16 protein-coding genes are annotated in these 16494 nt (G+C 63.6%); 15 read left to right on the plus strand and 1 reads right to left on the minus strand.

The window, feature by feature from the left end; all coding sequences use genetic code 11:
- Positions 1-58 precede the first annotated feature (58 nt).
- The 15 genes from B0G62_RS24840 (at position 59) to B0G62_RS24910 (ending at position 15263) form a co-directional block, all read left to right on the plus strand.
- Positions 59-1054, plus strand: coding sequence for a succinylglutamate desuccinylase/aspartoacylase family protein (locus B0G62_RS24840; protein WP_103706866.1), 996 nt, complete (start codon positions 59-61; stop codon positions 1052-1054).
- 292 nt (positions 1055-1346) lie between these two features.
- A complete protein-coding gene (locus B0G62_RS24845) occupies positions 1347-1898 on the plus strand; it encodes a GNAT family N-acetyltransferase (RefSeq protein ID WP_103706867.1) in 552 nt (183 codons plus the stop codon).
- Between the two features lie 39 nt (positions 1899-1937).
- On the plus strand, positions 1938-2867 hold the full coding sequence (locus B0G62_RS24850) for an ABC transporter substrate-binding protein (protein ID WP_103706868.1): 930 nt from the start codon (positions 1938-1940) through the stop codon (positions 2865-2867).
- 80 nt (positions 2868-2947) lie between these two features.
- Positions 2948-3643 (plus strand): energy transducer TonB, encoded by a 696-nt coding sequence (locus B0G62_RS24855; protein WP_103706869.1) that lies wholly within the window; start codon positions 2948-2950, stop codon positions 3641-3643.
- A 19-nt stretch (positions 3644-3662) separates the two neighbouring features.
- Positions 3663-4466: a MotA/TolQ/ExbB proton channel family protein gene (locus B0G62_RS24860; RefSeq protein ID WP_103706870.1), complete on the plus strand. Its 804-nt coding sequence runs from the start codon at positions 3663-3665 to the stop codon at positions 4464-4466.
- 11 nt (positions 4467-4477) lie between these two features.
- Entirely contained in the window at positions 4478-4903 is a 426-nt protein-coding gene (locus B0G62_RS24865) for an ExbD/TolR family protein (RefSeq protein WP_103706871.1), read from the plus strand.
- 36 nt (positions 4904-4939) lie between these two features.
- Complete coding sequence (locus B0G62_RS24870; RefSeq protein WP_103706872.1) at positions 4940-5356, plus strand: ExbD/TolR family protein; 417 nt, start codon at positions 4940-4942, stop codon at positions 5354-5356.
- A 196-nt stretch (positions 5357-5552) separates the two neighbouring features.
- Positions 5553-7943 (plus strand): TonB-dependent receptor plug domain-containing protein, encoded by a 2391-nt coding sequence (locus B0G62_RS24875; RefSeq protein WP_103706873.1) that lies wholly within the window; start codon positions 5553-5555, stop codon positions 7941-7943.
- A 156-nt stretch (positions 7944-8099) separates the two neighbouring features.
- Positions 8100-9101, plus strand: coding sequence for an LLM class flavin-dependent oxidoreductase (locus B0G62_RS24880; protein WP_103706874.1), 1002 nt, complete (start codon positions 8100-8102; stop codon positions 9099-9101).
- A 33-nt stretch (positions 9102-9134) separates the two neighbouring features.
- Entirely contained in the window at positions 9135-10466 is a 1332-nt protein-coding gene (locus B0G62_RS24885; RefSeq protein WP_103706875.1) for an LLM class flavin-dependent oxidoreductase, read from the plus strand.
- Between the two features lie 36 nt (positions 10467-10502).
- Positions 10503-12296 (plus strand): amino acid ABC transporter permease/ATP-binding protein, encoded by a 1794-nt coding sequence (locus B0G62_RS32515; protein ID WP_103706876.1) that lies wholly within the window; start codon positions 10503-10505, stop codon positions 12294-12296.
- A gap of 1 nt (position 12297) precedes the next feature.
- The gene (locus B0G62_RS24895; protein ID WP_103706877.1) at positions 12298-13275 is read left to right on the plus strand and encodes an ABC transporter substrate-binding protein; all 978 of its coding nucleotides are present in this window, start codon (positions 12298-12300) and stop codon (positions 13273-13275) included.
- A 30-nt stretch (positions 13276-13305) separates the two neighbouring features.
- Positions 13306-14355 (plus strand): LLM class flavin-dependent oxidoreductase, encoded by a 1050-nt coding sequence (locus B0G62_RS24900; protein ID WP_103706878.1) that lies wholly within the window; start codon positions 13306-13308, stop codon positions 14353-14355.
- A gap of 54 nt (positions 14356-14409) precedes the next feature.
- Positions 14410-14754, plus strand: coding sequence for a DUF3088 domain-containing protein (locus B0G62_RS24905; RefSeq protein ID WP_103706879.1), 345 nt, complete (start codon positions 14410-14412; stop codon positions 14752-14754).
- Positions 14754-15263, plus strand: a complete 510-nt coding sequence (locus tag B0G62_RS24910; protein WP_208624248.1) for a GNAT family N-acetyltransferase — start codon at positions 14754-14756, stop codon at positions 15261-15263. The genes B0G62_RS24905 and B0G62_RS24910 overlap by 1 nt, the downstream gene beginning before the upstream one ends.
- A gap of 217 nt (positions 15264-15480) precedes the next feature.
- On the opposite strand, the gene B0G62_RS24915 is transcribed toward B0G62_RS24910, so the two are convergent.
- On the minus strand, positions 15481-16494 hold a 1014-nt coding region (locus tag B0G62_RS24915; RefSeq protein WP_146055352.1), incomplete at its 5' end, for an APC family permease.

Raw genomic sequence — 16494 nt, forward strand, 5'->3', positions numbered from 1 at the left:
GTTTGGCTATCGATACACCGCAGGATTCGCGATACGGCGATACGAAAAAAGGAGCACCATGGTCACCCCTATCCGCAGTGAAATCGACTTCGACGCCACGGGCCGTCACACCGGCTATCTGCGTCTGCCGCATTCGGTGCATCGCTCCGCTTACGGCTGGATTCCCATTCCGGTCGCGTCGATCCGCAATGGCTCCGGCCCAACCGTGCTGTTGATGGGCGGCAATCACGGCGACGAATACGAAGGGCAGATTCTCGTTTCGCAATTGCTGCGTGAGATCGAGCCTCAATATGTCCAGGGCCAGTTGATCTTCCTGCCGATGGCGAATTTCCCCGCCGCCGAAGCGGGTCTGCGCACCTCGCCGCTCGATGGCGGCAACCTGAACCGCAGCTTCCCTGGCAACCCGCAAGGCGAGCCCACCACTGTTATTGCGGACTATATCGAGCACACGCTGCTTTCACGTTCGCAATATCTGCTTGATTTCCATTCGGGCGGCAGTTCGCTGATTTATCACGGTGCGAATATGCTGGCGATCGAGCCGCGCGATGCCGAGGAAAATACCCGTTTGAGGACTTTGCTTGCCGCCTTCGGCATGCCGCGCGCTTTTTTGCATTCGGCTAATCCGTTGCATTCGGCCAGTGCCGCGCGTCGCCAGGGTGCGCTGTCGATCGTCACGGAACTGGGTGGAGCGGGGATCGTACAGCCGCAATTACTCCATGAGGCCCGCGCAGGCGTGTTGCATCTGCTGGGCAAGATCGGCGTGCTGACGGGGCCGCTCGTGCCCGCCGCGCCGCCCGGCGATACGCGCTTCTATCGTGTCTCGGGCGCGTCCCACTATGTCTATGCGTACGAGCGCGGCGTGTACGAACCGCTCGTGCAACCGGGTCAATGCGTAAGTGCAGGCCAGCCCGCGGCGCGCATTCACTTTCCCGATACGCCGCTGCGCGAGCCCGTGACGGTTGCTTTCGAAGCCGAAGGTGAAGTCGTGTGCCAGCGCGCGATGGCCGCCGTGCAGCGCGGCGATTGTCTTTTCCATCTGGCGCAACCCGTATAACGCGCAACACAACGCCACTCGAAGCTAATCGAATGGCGAAAAACGTGCTCTAAAGGATGAAAATCCGGCCAGCATAAACAGCGATACAAGCCATAAAAGGGATTCGATAAAGATATTAGAAATGCTTGGTTAATCTGCATTCGCTGAAAGGCTAATCTTGTCGCGTACACAACGGTCGTCAAATTTACCGGCGACGTTGCGATAACAGAAAAATGACGGCGGCTTCGGATAAGGCATCCAGCAAGCTATCCAATGCGCCGCCGGATATTGGCCCATTACGAATGCAACGACCATGAGCTACCGCATTTTCGACACGTCGCCGCTCGACCCCGTCGCGCAGCCTTTGATCGACGCGCTCAAGCAGGAATACGCCACGCGCTACCGCGATTTCCGCGCCGATAGCGATGCATCCGCCGCAGCGGAACTGGCGCGTTATCCGGCTGAATTGTTCGCGCCGCCCGAAGGCGCTTTCATCGTGGTCGAGCGCGACGGCGAGACCGTCGGCGGCGGCGCATTCAAGCGCTACGACGCGCAAACCGCCGAACTCAAGCGCATCTGGACGCGCGAAGATCAACGCCGCCAGGGGCTCGCGCGCCGCGTCGTGGAAGAGCTTGAATCGCGTGCGCGGCTCCTGGGTTATCGGCGCGTCTATCTCACCACCGGTTTCAAGCAGCCGGAAGCATGGGGCCTTTATATCGATTCGGGCTACACGGCGCTATTTGACCGCGCGATTGCTCCCGAAGTGCACGTGCATCTGCCGTTCGCCAAGGATCTCGTGACGCCGCACGCAATCGACACGCTCCACGACCTGCGCCCGCGCGAGCCGCTGGGCGCGCAGCACTGAATACGCTTTCCCGTCTCCAGACCCGCCTGAATCATCGCCATGAAACTCAAACGTACACTTGTCACCCTCGCGGGCGCGCTCACGCTGGGCGCAGCCAGCCTCGCACTCGCCGCGACTTCGTTCGACCTCAGCCCGGAGCAGCATGGCCGCGTGCGCGCGAGCGCCGACCCGGCGATCATCAAGGCCGTGCCGACGCGCTTTAACTTCGTCGACAAGGACACGCTCACCATCGGCATCGTGCCCGCGCTGCCGCCGATCAGCACCTACGCCACGGACGCAAAGACCGTCGTGGGCTTCGACGTCGATCTGTCCCAGGTGGTGGCCGATAGCCTGGGCCGCAAGCTCAAGCTCGTCGTCCTCGCGTGGCCGGACTGGCCGCTCGCGCTGCAGTCGGGCAAGGTCGATGCGGTGGTCTCCAATGTGACCGTTACTGAGGAGCGCAAGGAGAAGTTCGACTTCTCGACCTATCGGCGCGATGAAGTCGGCTTCTATGTGCGCAAGGACAGCGCGATCAAGGCGATCCACGAGCCGAAGGATATCGCGGGCCTGCGCATCATCACCGATGCGGGGACCAACCAGGAGAAGGTGCTGCTTGAGTGGGACAAGGAGAACGTGGCGCACGGCCTCAAGCCCGTGAGCGTGCAGTATTACGACGACGATGCGGTACGCACGCTCGCGCTGCAATCGGGCCGCGCCGATGCGATTTTCAGCGTCAATGCCGTGCTCGCGTGGCAAGCGGCGACGCAGGGCAAGACGCGCCTCGTGGGCACCGTGAGCGGCGGTTGGCCGCGCACCGCCGAAGTCGCCATCACCACGCGCAAGGGCAGTGGTCTCGCCGATCCGCTCACGCAAACCCTCAATGAATTGATCCGCGACGGCAAGTATCGCCAGGTGCTGGATCGCTGGAATCTGGATTCGGAAGCGATCGAGCGCGCTTCGACCAATCCGCCGGGCCTGCCGAAGACCTGATGCAGCACGCGTGCCGTAATGACCTTGCACGGCGCGGTTTACAAACAGTTTGCAGTCCATAGAAATAGAAGGAGCGCTTCATGTCGGACTCAGTGGTCGTCGCGGGCAAGTGGGCAGCGCGCCCGCGGCAATACGGGGCGCGCAGGCAGGGATCGGCGCGCCGCTACGCCGGTATCGTCGCCGTGCTGCTGTTGCACGTCGTATTCATCTGGGCCCTGCTCAATGGTCTCGCGAGCAAAGTGGTGCAGGTCATCCAGAAGCCCGTGGAAGTGCGGATTCTGGAAACGGTAAAGCCGCCGCCACCGCCGCCCATCCCCACCGTCAAGCTGCCGCCGCCGAAGCCCGTGGCGCCGCCCAAACGCGTGGCGCTTTACGTGCCGAAGCCCGAGGTGCCCGTGGTGGCGCCGCCTGCGCCGACCATCACGCATCAGTCGGAGCAACCGGCCCCGCCCGCGCCGCCCGCTCCCGTCGCGCCGCCGGCTCCGCCCGCGCCCGCGAAGCCCGTGAGTCACGAGGCCGGTGTGGTGTGCCCGAACTCCGACAAAGTGCGTGCGGCGATGGTGTATCCGGAGGAAGCGCAGGACAACAACATCACGGGCGACGTGCTGATCTCGTTCGTGGTGGACCCGCAGGGCCACGTGACGGAAGAGAAGGTCGAGAAGTCCGCCGATCCCTTGCTCGACCGTGCCGCCTTTAACGCAGTCAAGAAGTTCAACTGCATCTCGCAAGGCCAGCCCGTGCGTGTGCAGGTGCCGTTTTCGTTCAACCTGAATTAAGAGCCTTTCTGGAGCAAACATGAAGAAGCAAACCGCTGCCGTGCGTTACGCCGGCCTGATTTCCGCGGCGGCTGGCGCCGTCGCGCTGCTCGCTTCGCCGCTCGTCTGGGCGCAAAGCGCCCCGAATGCCGCTGACTCGAACCCCTATGGCCTGGGCGCCTTGTGGGCCAACGGCGACTTCGTCGCGCGTTTCGTGCTGCTCGTGCTGGTCGTGATGTCGATGGGCAGCTGGTACATCATGATCACCAAGTTCGTCGAACAGGCGCGTGCCGGCCGCCGCGCCAAATCCGCCGATGCGCAACTCTGGAGCGCGCCGTCGCTGGCCGTGGGCGTGGCCGAACTCGACGACAACTCGCCGTTCCGCTTCATCGCCCAGACGGGCCTGGAAGCCGCGGAGCATCACGACGAAGCGCTGCTCGAAGAAGTGGATCGCAATACGTGGATCCAGGTGTCGATCGACCGCGCGAGCGGCAGCGTTTCGAACCGCTTGCAGGACGGCCTGGCGTTTCTTGCGACGGTCGGATCGACGGCTCCGTTCGTGGGCCTGTTCGGTACCGTGTGGGGCATCTATCACGCGCTCACGGCCATCGGCATCGCGGGCCAGGCATCAATCGACAAGGTCGCGGGACCGGTGGGCGAGGCGCTCATCATGACCGCAGTGGGTCTGGCCGTGGCCGTGCCGGCGGTGCTGGGCTACAACTTCCTCGTGCGCCGTAACAAGTCGCTGATGGAGCGCGTGCGTGGCTTCGGCGCGCAACTGCATACGGTGCTGCTTGCCGGGGGCCGCAAGCGCCCGGTGCGCGCGGTCGCCAACGCCCACTGAGCACTGTCGCCATGGCCATGAACGTAGCGCAGGACGGCGGCGAGGACGAAGTCATCGCCTCCATCAACACGACACCGCTCGTGGACGTGATGCTGGTCTTGCTGATCATCTTCCTCATCACGATTCCGGTGGTCACGCATACCGTGCCGGTGCAGTTGCCCAAGGAAACGGTCAATCCTCTGCAAACGAAGCCGGACAGCATCGAGATCGCCGTGGACAAGGAAGGCGATCTGTTCTGGAACGAGAAGCGCGTGGACGCCACAACGTTGCTCACGCAACTGAAAGGCATCTCGCAGCGCGATCCGCAGCCCGAGGTTCATGTGCGCGGCGATCAGGCCACGCGCTACGAGTACATCGCGCGCGTGGTCAGCACCTGTGAACGTGCGGGCATCGCCAAGGTTTCGTTCATCACCCAGCCGCCCGCGCGCGGCGGCTAAACCGGTCGAGATCGGTCAAATAAAGGAGTCAAGACGATGGCGATGAATATCCCATCGGGCAACGACGAGCCGGACGTGCTGGTGGACATCAACACGACACCGCTCATCGACGTGATGCTGGTGCTGCTGATCATGCTCATCATCACGATCCCGATCCAGATGCACGCGGTCAAGATGAATCTGCCGGTGGACAGCCCGCCACCGCCTGCCGCGCCTCCGCCGGTCGTGCAGATCGATATCGGCCCGAGCGGTGCGCTTCAGTGGAACGGCGCGCCGCTCGCGGCGGGTGCGGATCTCGAACACCACATGGCCGAAGTCGCGGCCCAGCCGGATCAGCCGGAGATTCATCTGTCGCCGGACAAGGCCGCGCCGTATAGCGCGGTGGCGCAGGTGATGGCGGCTGCGCAGCGCGAGGGCGCGACGAAGATAGGGCTGGTGGGCAACGAACCTTGACGGCACCTCCGGGAACGGGCGCCGACGTTCCCGGATTTCGTTAGAAATCGCTAGAAGCAGGGGAAGTCGGCGCATAAGAACAAAGTAGACATCAAATTAATAAGTTGTTCGAATGAAAACGAAAAACAATACTTATGCTTCGGGTTTTGGGTCGGCGAGAACAACACTGAGCGAGCGCCACGCGCCGCGCCTGCGCATGACGGCGCTTTCCGCCGCGGTGCTGGCCATGGCCTGCAACGGCGCGGTCTGGGCGCAGGAAGCGGCGGCGCCTGCCACTCCCGCGAGCAGCAGTGCAGCCGCCAGCACTGTGCAGCAGGACACCGTCGTGGTGACCGGTAGTCGTACGGAAACGAAGGCGAGCAAGAGCCTTACGCCCGTCGACGTCATTAGCGGGCAGCAATTGCGCTCGACCGGCCAGACCAATCTGCGCGACGCGCTCGTGCAACTGTCGCCGTCGATCGGTCACGAGACCTACGCGGGCGACGCGGCGATGCTGACCAACACGCTCTCGCTGCACGGCCTGAGCCCCGATCACGTGCTGGTGCTCGTGAACGGCAAGCGCCGCCACACCACGGCGAACATCTCGCTGGATGGCGGCCTGAATCAGGGCGCAACCGGTGTGGACGTGGACACGATCCCGATCGCGCTGATCGATCACATCGAAATCCTGCGTGACGGCGCGGCGGCGCAATACGGCTCGGACGCCATCGCGGGCGTCATCAACATTATTCTCAAGCGCGCCTCGCACGGCGGCGAAGTTACCTCGACGACGGGCCAGACCTACGCGGGCGACGGCCTGAAGAATGCGGAATCGGCCAACATCGGCTTTAACCTGGGCGATAAAGGCTTTCTCGACCTGAGCACGGAATACGCGCGCCAGAACCATACGGTGCGCACCGGCCCCGACGATTACTTCGGCAGCTTCCCGCAAGGTCAGGGCTATTACAACCAGATGCTGGGCGATCCGTCCGCCACGCGCGAATCGGTGGGTTTCAACGCGGGCTATTACCTGGGCGACAACGTCGAGCTATACGGCTTCGGCACCTACGCGCACCGCAACGCCAGCGCGTACCAGAACTATCGTCCGCCATCAGTGTTGCCATCGCTTTATCCGAACGGCTTCACGCCGCAGGAAACCGTCAACGAGAACGACTACTCGATCACGGCGGGCATCAAGGGTGACAATCTGTTCGGCTGGTCATGGGATCTGAGCACGACCTATGGCGGCGACCACGACAACATGGGCATGGTCGATTCGGCCAATAGCGGCCTGTACGCGGCGGAAGGCTTCACGCCCACGACGTTCCACCTGGCGACGGTGAGCAACACGCAGCTCACCAATAACCTGGACTTCTCGCGCGCGTTCAATCTGCCGCTGCTGGCCGGTCCGCTTCATGTGTCGTTCGGCGTGGAAGAGCGTCGCGAAAGCTATACGGTGGGCGCGGGCGATCTGTATTCGTATCTCGATGGCGGCGCGCAGGCGCTTCCGGGTCTTGCGCCGGTGAGCGCGAGCGATAACTCGCGTAACGTGTTCGGCACCTACATCGATCTGGCGACGAAGATCACGCAGAAGTGGCAGATCGATCTGTCCGGGCGTTACGAGCACTACAACGATGTGGGCGACACCACCAACGGCAAGATCTCGACGCGCTACGACTTCACGCCCCGTTTTGCGGTTCGCGGCAGCGTGAGCACGGGCTTTCGCGCGCCGTCGCTCGCCGAGGAGTACTACACGAATATCAACGTGTCGCCGGCCTCCGCACAAGGCCTGCTGGCCGCGAATTCCGCAGCTGCGAAGCTGATTGGCGCACAGTCGCTCAAGCCCGAGGAATCGACCAACTATAACGTTGGCTTCGTGCTGCAGCCGGTCGATAACCTGCACCTTACGCTCGACGCTTACCAGATCGATATCCGCAATCGCATCGTGATGGGCGGCACAGCAGCGGGCGCCGATGCTATCGCGGCGATGGAGGCGGCGGGGCTGTCCGTGCCGGGTTCGGTTCCGGCCTCCGCGGTATCGGCGAGCTACTTCACCAACGGCGCGAGCACCCGCACGCGCGGTATCGATCTGACCGGCACGTATCACACGGGCTTCGGTAGTTTGGGTCAGGTGGACTGGGATCTGGGCGTGAACCTGAACACCACGTCGGTGACCAACGTGGCGAAGAACGCCAGCGGTACGGCGGCACTCAACGCGCAGCAGATCGGCTGGCTGACGACCTCGACGCCGAAGAACAAGATCATCATCGGCGGCACCTGGCATCGCGACAAGTGGGGCGTGAGTCTGCATGAAACGCGTTACGGCTCCACGTCCAGCGAAATGACTTATATCGTCGGCCCGAATGCGTTCTCGACCACGCAGTTCAATCACGTCGAAAACGCCGCGCGCTACGTGACCGATGTGGAAGTGCGCTACGACGTCACGAAGAAATTCCAGATTGCCGTGGGCGCGAACAATCTGTTCGACGTTTATCCCTCGAAGATTCCGTATGTGAATCAGCTTGAGGGCGTGCAGTACGACACCTATGCATCGAATGTCGGCGTCAATGGCGGTTTCTATTACCTGCGCGCGCGATATCAGTTCTAAACCGCTCTGATATGCATAGCAGAAATCGCTCGTACGCTCCGGCGCATTGCATCGACATAATGTCTGGAGCGTATCGGGTGGTTTGAAATTTTATCCACTCGCAACCGCTTAAAACCTTTCGACCCATGCGTATAAAGCGCATGGGGAAGGAGTGACATGGTCTGGTCCCTTTCCATTCTCGACAAAAGCCCGATCGCCGAAGGCGCGAGCGCACACGATGCGCTGCGCTTCACGATTCGCCTCGCGCAGCGCGCTGAAGCGCTGGGCTACCAGCGCTTCTGGATTGCAGAACATCACGGCGCGCCGGGTCTCGCGAGTTCCGCGCCCGAGATCGTCGTCTCGCATCTGCTGGCGCATACCTCGCGCATTCGTGTGGGTTCCGGCGGCGTGATGTTGCAGCACTACAGTCCGTTCAAGGTGGCGGAATCGTTCCGCGTGCTCGCCTCGCTTGCGCCTGGTCGCGTGGATCTGGGCGTGGGCAAGGCGCCGGGCGGTCTGCCGCTGACCACGCGCGCACTGCAATGGTTTCACGACAAAACGAAGAAACCGGATTTCGCGGGGCAACTCGCGGAGCTTGATGCTTTCCTCAAGTGGGGCGTGCCGGAAGATCATGCGCTGGCCGGCGCGCTGGCGCTGCCCGTGCCGCCCGAGCCGCCGCAGCGCGTGCTGCTGGGCGGCAGCCCGGACAGCGCGCGCCTGGCCGCAAAGTACGGCTGGGACTTCTGCTACGCGGGCCATTTCAACGGCGACGAGGCCAACATCGCGCGCTCGATCGACGCCTATCGCGAGGCCACGGGCCGCTCGCCGCTGCTGGCGCTGTTTGCTTTCGCGGCGGACACGCGCGAAGCGGCGCGCGCCCAGGTGGGCGCGCTGCGCCTCTTCAAGCTGCAGCTCGCCACCGGACAGAGCGTGAATCTGCCCAGCCCCGAAGCCGCCGCGGAATTCGCCCGCCAGACCGGCGTATCCGAGTACCGCCTCGACGAACTGCATCCGCACGTGATCGCGGGCACCGCCGCCGACGTTCGCGCCGAACTCGACGCACTACATGCGCGCTTTGGCGTGGAAGAGTTTGTGATCGATACGCCGGTTGCGGATTACGCGCTGCGCCTCGATTCGGTCGAGCGTCTCGCACCGCTCAAGCAGGACGCACGCGTCTGATTACCCGCATCCACACAATAAAAGGAATCCGAAATGACTGAAAAGGCACAACGCAATCTCACCTTCGGCATCATGTTGCACGGCGCGGGTGGCCATATGAACGCGTGGAAGCATCCGGGTGGCCCGGCCGACGCCAGCGTTAACCTGGACTTCGTGACCGGCATCGCGCAGAAGGCGGAAGCCAACGGTGTGGCCTTCGCCTTCGTGGCGGACGGGCTCTATATCAACGAAAAATCGATCCCGCACTTCCTCAACCGTTTCGAGCCGATTTCGATTCTCTCGGCGCTGGCCACGGCGACGACGAAGATCGGCCTCGCAGGCACGCTGTCGACCTCGTACAGCCATCCGTTTACGGTGGCGCGTCAGTTCGCTTCGCTCGACCTCATCAGCGGCGGCCGGGCGGGCTGGAACGTGGTAACGTCACCGCTGGAAGGCTCGGCGAAAAACTATGGCGGCGAGCATCCCAATCACGAGTTGCGCTACGAAATCGCCGACGAATATCTGGAGGTCGTGCAAGGCCTATGGGATAGCTGGGATGACGACGCTTTCGTGCGCGAGCGCGAGAGCGGGCGTTTCTTCGATCGCGACAAGCTGCATACGCTCGATCACAAGGGCCGTTTCTTCGAGGTGGCCGGGCCGCTCAATATCCAGCGTTCGCCGCAGGGACAGCCGGTGATCTTTCAGGCGGGGTCGTCCGATTCGGGCATCGATCTGGCCGGTAAATACGCCGACGCGGTGTTCACGCATTCGCCGTCGCTGGAGGAAACGCGCGAGTTCGCGGAGCGCGTGCGCGCGAGCGCCGTGGCGCATGGCCGCGCCGCGTCGGACGTGAAGATTTTCCCGGGCATCGGGCCGATCGTCGGCACGACGAAGGAAGAGGCCGAAGAAAAGTATCGCACGATTCGCGACCTGCTCAGCATCGAAGACGCGCTCGCCTATCTGGGCCGCTTCTTCGAACATCACGACTTCTCGCAGTATCCGCTCGATGAGCCGTTCCCTGAATTGGGCGAGCTTGGCACCAACAGCTTCCGCTCGACCACGGACCGCATCAAGAGCGAAGCGCGCCGCAGCGGCGCGACGCTGCGCGAAGTGGCGCTCGAAGTGGCCACGCCGAAGACGCAGTTCCTCGGCACCGGCGAGGAGATCGCCGAAGAGCTGATCCGCTGGATCGACGCGGGCGCCGCCGACGGCTTCATTCTGGGCTTCCCGGTGCAGGCCGAAGGACTCGACGATTTCGTCAAGCACGTGATTCCGGTGCTCGAAGCACGCGGGCGCTACAGCCGTCGCCTGAGCGGCGACACGCTGCGCGACCACCTCGGACTGCCGCGACGCGAGAGCCGCTACGCGCTCGCGAAAGCCCAGTGACGTCATGACCGCAGAATCGAGCAGGAACATCGAACCATGAGCGACACGCCCCACATCGCCGTCCCTTCGTCCGCGCGCGGCGGCAGTGCCGCGCACGATGCCACCGACTACGCGCATTTTCGCGTCGTGCCCGCGCGTCATCGCGCACGCACAGCGGGCACCGTGTTCGCGGTCGTGCTGATCGCGCTGGTGCTGCACTCCGCGCTGGGCAACCCGCGCTGGGAATGGGGCGTCTTCGCGCAATGGTTCTTCGCGGAACCTATTCTCGAAGGGCTCTCGCGTACCTTGCTGCTTACGCTGGTGGGCGCGGTGATCGGTTTCGCGCTGGCCGTGCCGATCGCGCTGGCGCGGCTCTCGCGCTCGCCGTTACTGGCGGGTTGCGCGTGGGCGTTCGTGTGGCTGTTCCGCTCGATTCCGCCAATCGTGTTGTTGCTGCTGCTGAACAACCTGGGCTATCTGTACGAGACCGTCTGGATTGGCGTGCCGTTCACGCATCTGACGTTCTACAACGGCCCGACGACGGACCTCATCAGCCCGTTCTTCGCGGCGGTGGTGGGGCTGTCGCTCAATCACGCGGCGTTTGCGGCGGAAGCGTTTCGCGGCGGCATTCTCTCGGTCGATCACGGCCAGCGCGAAGCGGCGGCGGCGCTCGGCTTGCCGCACACGCGTCAGGCGTGGCGCATCGTGCTGCCGCAAGCCATGCGCGCGGTGCTGCCTACTGCCTTCAACGACGTGATCGGGCTGGCCAAGGGCACCTCGGTGGTCTATATCCTCGCGATGCCGGACCTGTTCTACACGGTGCAGATCGTCTATCACCGCAACCTGGAAGTGATTCCGTTGCTGATGGTGGCGACCATCTGGTATCTCGTGATCCTGACGGTGCTGTCGGCGATTCAGGTGCATATCGAACGTCACTATGCGCGAGGCGCTACGCGCTCGCAGCCGCAACGCTCCGCGCTGGTTTCGCTGCTGCTCAAGCCGTTCGCGCGCTCGCGGAATGCGCAGAACATGCAAGACAGGCAGAACGCGGATGCCGCGCCCGTTGCCGACGCAGGTTGGGCGCAGCGCCGCATCGGCGGTCGAGTAGGTATTCATAATGTTTCGAAGAGCTTCGGCACGCTCAAGGTGCTCGACAACGTTTCGTTGACGGTGCCTTCCGGTAGCGTGACGGTGATCCTGGGGCAGTCCGGCTCGGGTAAATCGACGCTGCTGCGCTCGATCAATCACCTCGAAAGTGTCGATGACGGTTTCATCGATATCGATGGCGAACTCGTCGGTTATCGGCGCGAAGGCCGCACGCTCTATGAACTGAAGGAAAAAGACATCCTGCGTCATCGCGCCGAAGTGGGCATGGTGTTCCAGAACTTCAACCTGTTCCCGCATCTGAGCGTGCTGGACAACATCACCGAGGCGCCGATCGCCTCCGGTGTGCCACGTGCCCAGGCCCAGGCCGAAGCGCGCGCGCTGCTGGCCCGCGTGGGCCTCGCGGGCAAGGCCGATGCGTGGCCACGCCAACTCTCCGGCGGCCAGCAGCAGCGCGTGGCGATTGCGCGGGCGCTCGCGCTCAAGCCCAAGGTGCTGCTGTTCGACGAACCGACTTCAGCGCTCGACCCGGAACTCGTCAATGAAGTGCTCGACGTGATCCGCCAGTTGGCGCGCTCGGGCACGACACTCGTGATCGTCACGCACGAAATCGGCTTTGCGCGCGAAGTGGCGGACACCATCGTTTTCATGGACGGCGGCCGCGTCGTCGAAGCCGGTCCGCCGGCCCAGGTGCTCGGCAATCCGGCGCATCTGCGCACGCGCGAATTTCTTTCCAAGGTCTTGTGACATGAAGCGAAATAGAGTCGTTGCGCGCGCAAGCAGTGAGAATCGACGCGATTTCCTCGTGAAATTCGCGGCATTGGGTGCGGCGCCGCTTGTCTTGCCTGCGCGGCGAGCCGTGGCCGCTTCCGTATCGGACTTCGATTTCAGTCCGCAACAACGTGGCCGGCCGCGTGCGCAGCCTGACGCTCAGGCGCAGCGTGCGGTTGCCGGTTATCGCTTCGTCACGCCCGGCACGCTGACCGTAGCGGTCGCGCCGTTCGCGCCGCCCATTGCGACCTACGCCACGGACGCCCGCAGCATCGTGGGCGCGGATCCGGACTACGCACAACTGCTGGCCGACGCGCTGGGATTGACCATCAGCTTCGTGCCGGTCGCCTGGGCCGACTGGCCGCTGGGCCTCACGAGCGGCAAATACGACGCGGTGATCTCGAACGTCGGCGTGACCGAGGCGCGCAAGCGCAAGTTCGATTTCACGACTTACCGGCTCGGGCTACATGCGTTCTATGTGGGATCGAACAGCCATATCCAGTCGATTCGCGAGCCGAAGGACATCGCGGGTCTGCGCGTCATCACGGGCTCGGGCACGATCCAGGAACGCATCCTGATCGAATGGGATCGCCGCAACGTGGCGCAGGGACTCAAGGCCGCGCAGTGGCTTTATTTCGACGATAGCGCCTCGGCGCGCCTGGCGCTGGTCTCGGGCCGCGCCGACGCCGAATTGAATCCCGACGCGCCGCTCGCCTACGAGGCCGCCACGCTGGGCGGCATCCGCAAGGTCGGCAGCGTCAACGCAGGCTGGCCGTATAACGCCGACGTGGCCGTGGCCACGCGCAAGGACAGCGGCCTTGCGCCCGCGCTCACACTCGCGACCAATAACCTGATCCGCAGCGGCCAGTATCGCGCGGCGCTCGCGCGCTGGGCCATCGCGTCAGAAGCGGTCGAGCGGGCGGAAACCAATCCGCCAGGCTTGCGCGACGCCTGAACCCTCTCTTCATTTTAAAGAACCAACGTCATGTGCGCAGCTCATATCGACCATATCGCTTTTCTCACGCCGGCCAACTATCGCGACGACGCGCCGCGTGCCGGCATCGAAGCCGCACTCGAACTCTTTCAGATGGGCGAGAAGCTGGGTTTCGACAGTGCCTGGGTACGTCAGCGGCACCTCGAACATGCCGTGTCGTCCGCCGCGACCTTCCTTGCGGCCGCGAGCCAGCGCACCACGCGCATTGGTCTTGGCGCCGCCGTGATCCAGATGGGCTACGAAAATCCGTTTCGCCTCGCCGAGGATCTTGCCAGCGTGGACGTGCTCTCGGGCGGGCGGCTGCATGTAGGCTTGAGTGCGGGCGCGCCGGGTCATGGCGGCTTGCTGGGCGAGCGGCTGTTCGACGCCGATCCCGCGCAGATCGACTTCTCCCATGCGCGTGTCGAGCGCTTGCGCCGCAACCTGAGCGGCGAATGGCTGGGCGACGAGGAAAGCTTCGTCGAATCGGCTGCGGGGCGCGTGCGTCCGCGCATCACGCCACATGCGCCGGGGCTGGCCGCGCGGCTCTGGTATGGCGGCGGCTCGCAGCGCTCGGTCGAATGGGCCGCGCGTAACGGTTTCAATCTGCTGATCGGCAATATCACGACGGGCGAGGGCACCGACGATTATCGCGAGGCCCAGTTGCGCCAGTTGGAGATTTACCGGCAACACTGGAGCGGTGCGCAGCCGCCGCGCGTGGCGCTCGGACGCGTGATCGTGCCGCTCGACAGTGCCGATGCCGATACGCGCGAGCGTTATCGCGCCTTCGCGGCTGGACGGCACGAGCGCACGCTTGCGCCGCGCGGCGAGCGGCGCACCGTTTTCGTGCCCGATCTCGTCGGCACCTCGGACGAAATCCTCGCCCAATTGCAGGCCGATCCGGTACTCGCGCAGGTGCGCGAATTGCGGCTCGAATTGCCCTACGACCTGCCGTTCGAGAACTATCGTCAGATTCTCGAAGATTTTATTACGCGTATCGCGCCCGCATTGCAATGGCGTCCCGCAGCGCAAGCCAATGCACCTGAGCAGATTGCAGCGTGACGCATCGCGTTCAATTCATCGTTATCCTGATCAAACAAGAAGGAGTTGCTCGACATGAGCCAGGACTTGCTGTTGTTGCTGGAACCCGCTTTCATCGATCCGAAACACCCCGGCGAGCGTTTCGTCTGCCCGCACGGCCTTTCCATCGAAGGGCTGCTCGCGAGCGATCCGGCGCGTGCGGCGCGGCTTGACGTGAAGCGCGTGGCGTTCGCGCGCCCGCGTCCGGACGTGATCGACGCGCTCGATGAGGCACATCAAGGCTTGCCGGCGCTCGTGCTGGGCGATGAGCATCCGGTGCCGGACGATGCGCTGGCGCTGGGCGATAAGCGCTTCGTGAATGACCCGAAGCGCATTCTCGCGCTGCTGGCCGAACGCCACGGTTTTCCGAAGGTGCATTGATGGCGCGCGAGGCGTTCGTCTATGTCACGGTGCGAGACCCGCGCGCGCAGCCCTTGTTCGCCGAGCTTGCCGAGGAATATCGCAGCCGCTATGCGGACGTGATTGCCGCAGAGGATCTCGAACGCGAGATGACGCGCTATCCCGATGAGGATTTCGTGCAGCCGCGTGGGGCGTTCGTGCTGTTGCTGCGCGACGGTGTGGCCGTAGCGGGCGGCGCGTTCATGCCGCACGCGGACGCGGGCACGGCGGAGTTCAAGCGCATCTGGGCGAGCCGCCACGAGCGCCGCCAGGGCCTGGCGCGCCGTGTGCTGGTGGAACTGGAAGCGCAGGCGGCGCGCCAGGGTTATACGCGGGTGTTTCTGGGCACCGGGCCGCGTCAGCCCGAGGCTGTGGGCCTGTACACCACGAGCGGTTATACGCTGCTATCGGCGCATGATTTCGGTGACGTGCATCCGCCGGGCTATCACTTCGAAAAGCTGTTGCCTGTCCTGCAAGAGGCGCAGGTCTAGCTACGCGATAGCCAGCTCACGCGTCGATCCAACTGGGGCGTGAGGCGGGTATAAGAAAACGGGATGGCCATTGGCATAAAGCCGGCCATCCCGTTTTTTTGTATTGCGTCTGTTACGTCATTACCACTTTCGATTCTTGCATCGGCGCAGCGCCAGATTAAGGCGTTGCGCGTGCATGCCCTTATCGATGGGATTCATGAATCGATGCCGCGCCTCTTTAAACCTTGGCTTCAGACGGCAGCGATTCGTATTCCGCGTGGTGCTTGCGTTCCGTGAGATACGGCGTGCGATAACCCGAATTCACACCCCAGTAGTAGAAACCGAGCGAGATGATCGCGACGACCAGCATGTCCCAGCCGTAGGGAATCAGATCGTGGCCGCCGAACTGCTTGCTGCCGATCAGCGACAGGATCGCCATCACCGGCAGGTAGGCGCACAGCCACCATGCGGCCTTCAGATCCTGGCCCCAGCCGGCCCAGCCTTCCTTGCCCTGGAAGTAGAAGTACACCGGCAGCGCGACAACCATCAGCAGAATGATTTCGCCGGTCAGCGGCCACTTCGCCCAGTACAGGATCATCGACGCGCAGACGAACGCGAACGGCGCGATCACCTTCATGAACGGCACGGTGAGCGGACGTTCGATGTCGGTGGCGGCGCGCTTGAGCGCCATCAGGCTGATCGGGCCCGTGAGGTACGAGATCACCGTCGCCACCGAAATCACCGCCGCCAGCGAGCTCCAGCCGCGGAAGAAGAACATGAAGATGAACGACACGACCAGGTTGAACCACATCGCCGGGCGCGGCACGCCGTAGAACGGGTGCACGTTGCCGAACATCGCCGGCATCGTGTTGTTGCGCTCCATCGCGTAGATCATGCGCGAGGTCGTTGCCATGTAGGTCGTGCCGGTGCCGCTCGGGCTCACGAACGCGTCGACGTACAGCAGGATCGCCAGCCAGTTCAGATTCAGCGCGATCGCGAGTTCCGCGAACGGCGACTTGAAGTTGAACGTGTTCCAGCCCTTCGCGACGTCCGACGGCGAGACCGCGCCGATATACGCCACCTGCAGCAGCACGTAGATCACGAGTGCGCAGACGATCGAGCCGATGACCGCGAACGGAATGCTCTTCGACGGGTTACGCGCTTCGCCCGCGAGGTTGATCGGGCTCTGGAAGCCGTTGAACGCGAACACGATGCCGCTCGTCGCGACCGCCGTGAACACCGCCGACCAGCC

The sequence above is a fragment of the Paraburkholderia eburnea genome, assembly GCF_002917095.1.
Taxonomy (GTDB): domain Bacteria; phylum Pseudomonadota; class Gammaproteobacteria; order Burkholderiales; family Burkholderiaceae; genus Paraburkholderia; species Paraburkholderia eburnea.

Bases quoted from the DNA above. Each gene is read 5' to 3' on its own strand.
- B0G62_RS24885 (WP_103706875.1), top strand. From the start codon at position 9,135: ATGACTGAAAAGGCACAACGCAATCTCACCTTCGGCATCATGTTGCAC.
- B0G62_RS24870 (WP_103706872.1), top strand. From the start codon at position 4,940: ATGGCGATGAATATCCCATCGGGCAACGACGAGCCGGACGTGCTGGTG.
- B0G62_RS32515 (WP_103706876.1), top strand. From the start codon at position 10,503: ATGAGCGACACGCCCCACATCGCCGTCCCTTCGTCCGCGCGCGGCGGC.
- B0G62_RS24900 (WP_103706878.1), top strand. From the start codon at position 13,306: ATGTGCGCAGCTCATATCGACCATATCGCTTTTCTCACGCCGGCCAAC.
- B0G62_RS24860 (WP_103706870.1), top strand. From the start codon at position 3,663: ATGAAGAAGCAAACCGCTGCCGTGCGTTACGCCGGCCTGATTTCCGCG.
- B0G62_RS24845 (WP_103706867.1), top strand. From the start codon at position 1,347: ATGAGCTACCGCATTTTCGACACGTCGCCGCTCGACCCCGTCGCGCAG.
- B0G62_RS24865 (WP_103706871.1), top strand. From the start codon at position 4,478: ATGGCCATGAACGTAGCGCAGGACGGCGGCGAGGACGAAGTCATCGCC.
- B0G62_RS24850 (WP_103706868.1), top strand. From the start codon at position 1,938: ATGAAACTCAAACGTACACTTGTCACCCTCGCGGGCGCGCTCACGCTG.
- B0G62_RS24905 (WP_103706879.1), top strand. From the start codon at position 14,410: ATGAGCCAGGACTTGCTGTTGTTGCTGGAACCCGCTTTCATCGATCCG.
- B0G62_RS24910 (WP_208624248.1), top strand. From the start codon at position 14,754: ATGGCGCGCGAGGCGTTCGTCTATGTCACGGTGCGAGACCCGCGCGCG.
- B0G62_RS24875 (WP_103706873.1), top strand. From the start codon at position 5,553: ATGACGGCGCTTTCCGCCGCGGTGCTGGCCATGGCCTGCAACGGCGCG.
- B0G62_RS24840 (WP_103706866.1), top strand. From the start codon at position 59: ATGGTCACCCCTATCCGCAGTGAAATCGACTTCGACGCCACGGGCCGT.
- B0G62_RS24880 (WP_103706874.1), top strand. From the start codon at position 8,100: ATGGTCTGGTCCCTTTCCATTCTCGACAAAAGCCCGATCGCCGAAGGC.
- B0G62_RS24855 (WP_103706869.1), top strand. From the start codon at position 2,948: ATGTCGGACTCAGTGGTCGTCGCGGGCAAGTGGGCAGCGCGCCCGCGG.
- B0G62_RS24895 (WP_103706877.1), top strand. From the start codon at position 12,298: ATGAAGCGAAATAGAGTCGTTGCGCGCGCAAGCAGTGAGAATCGACGC.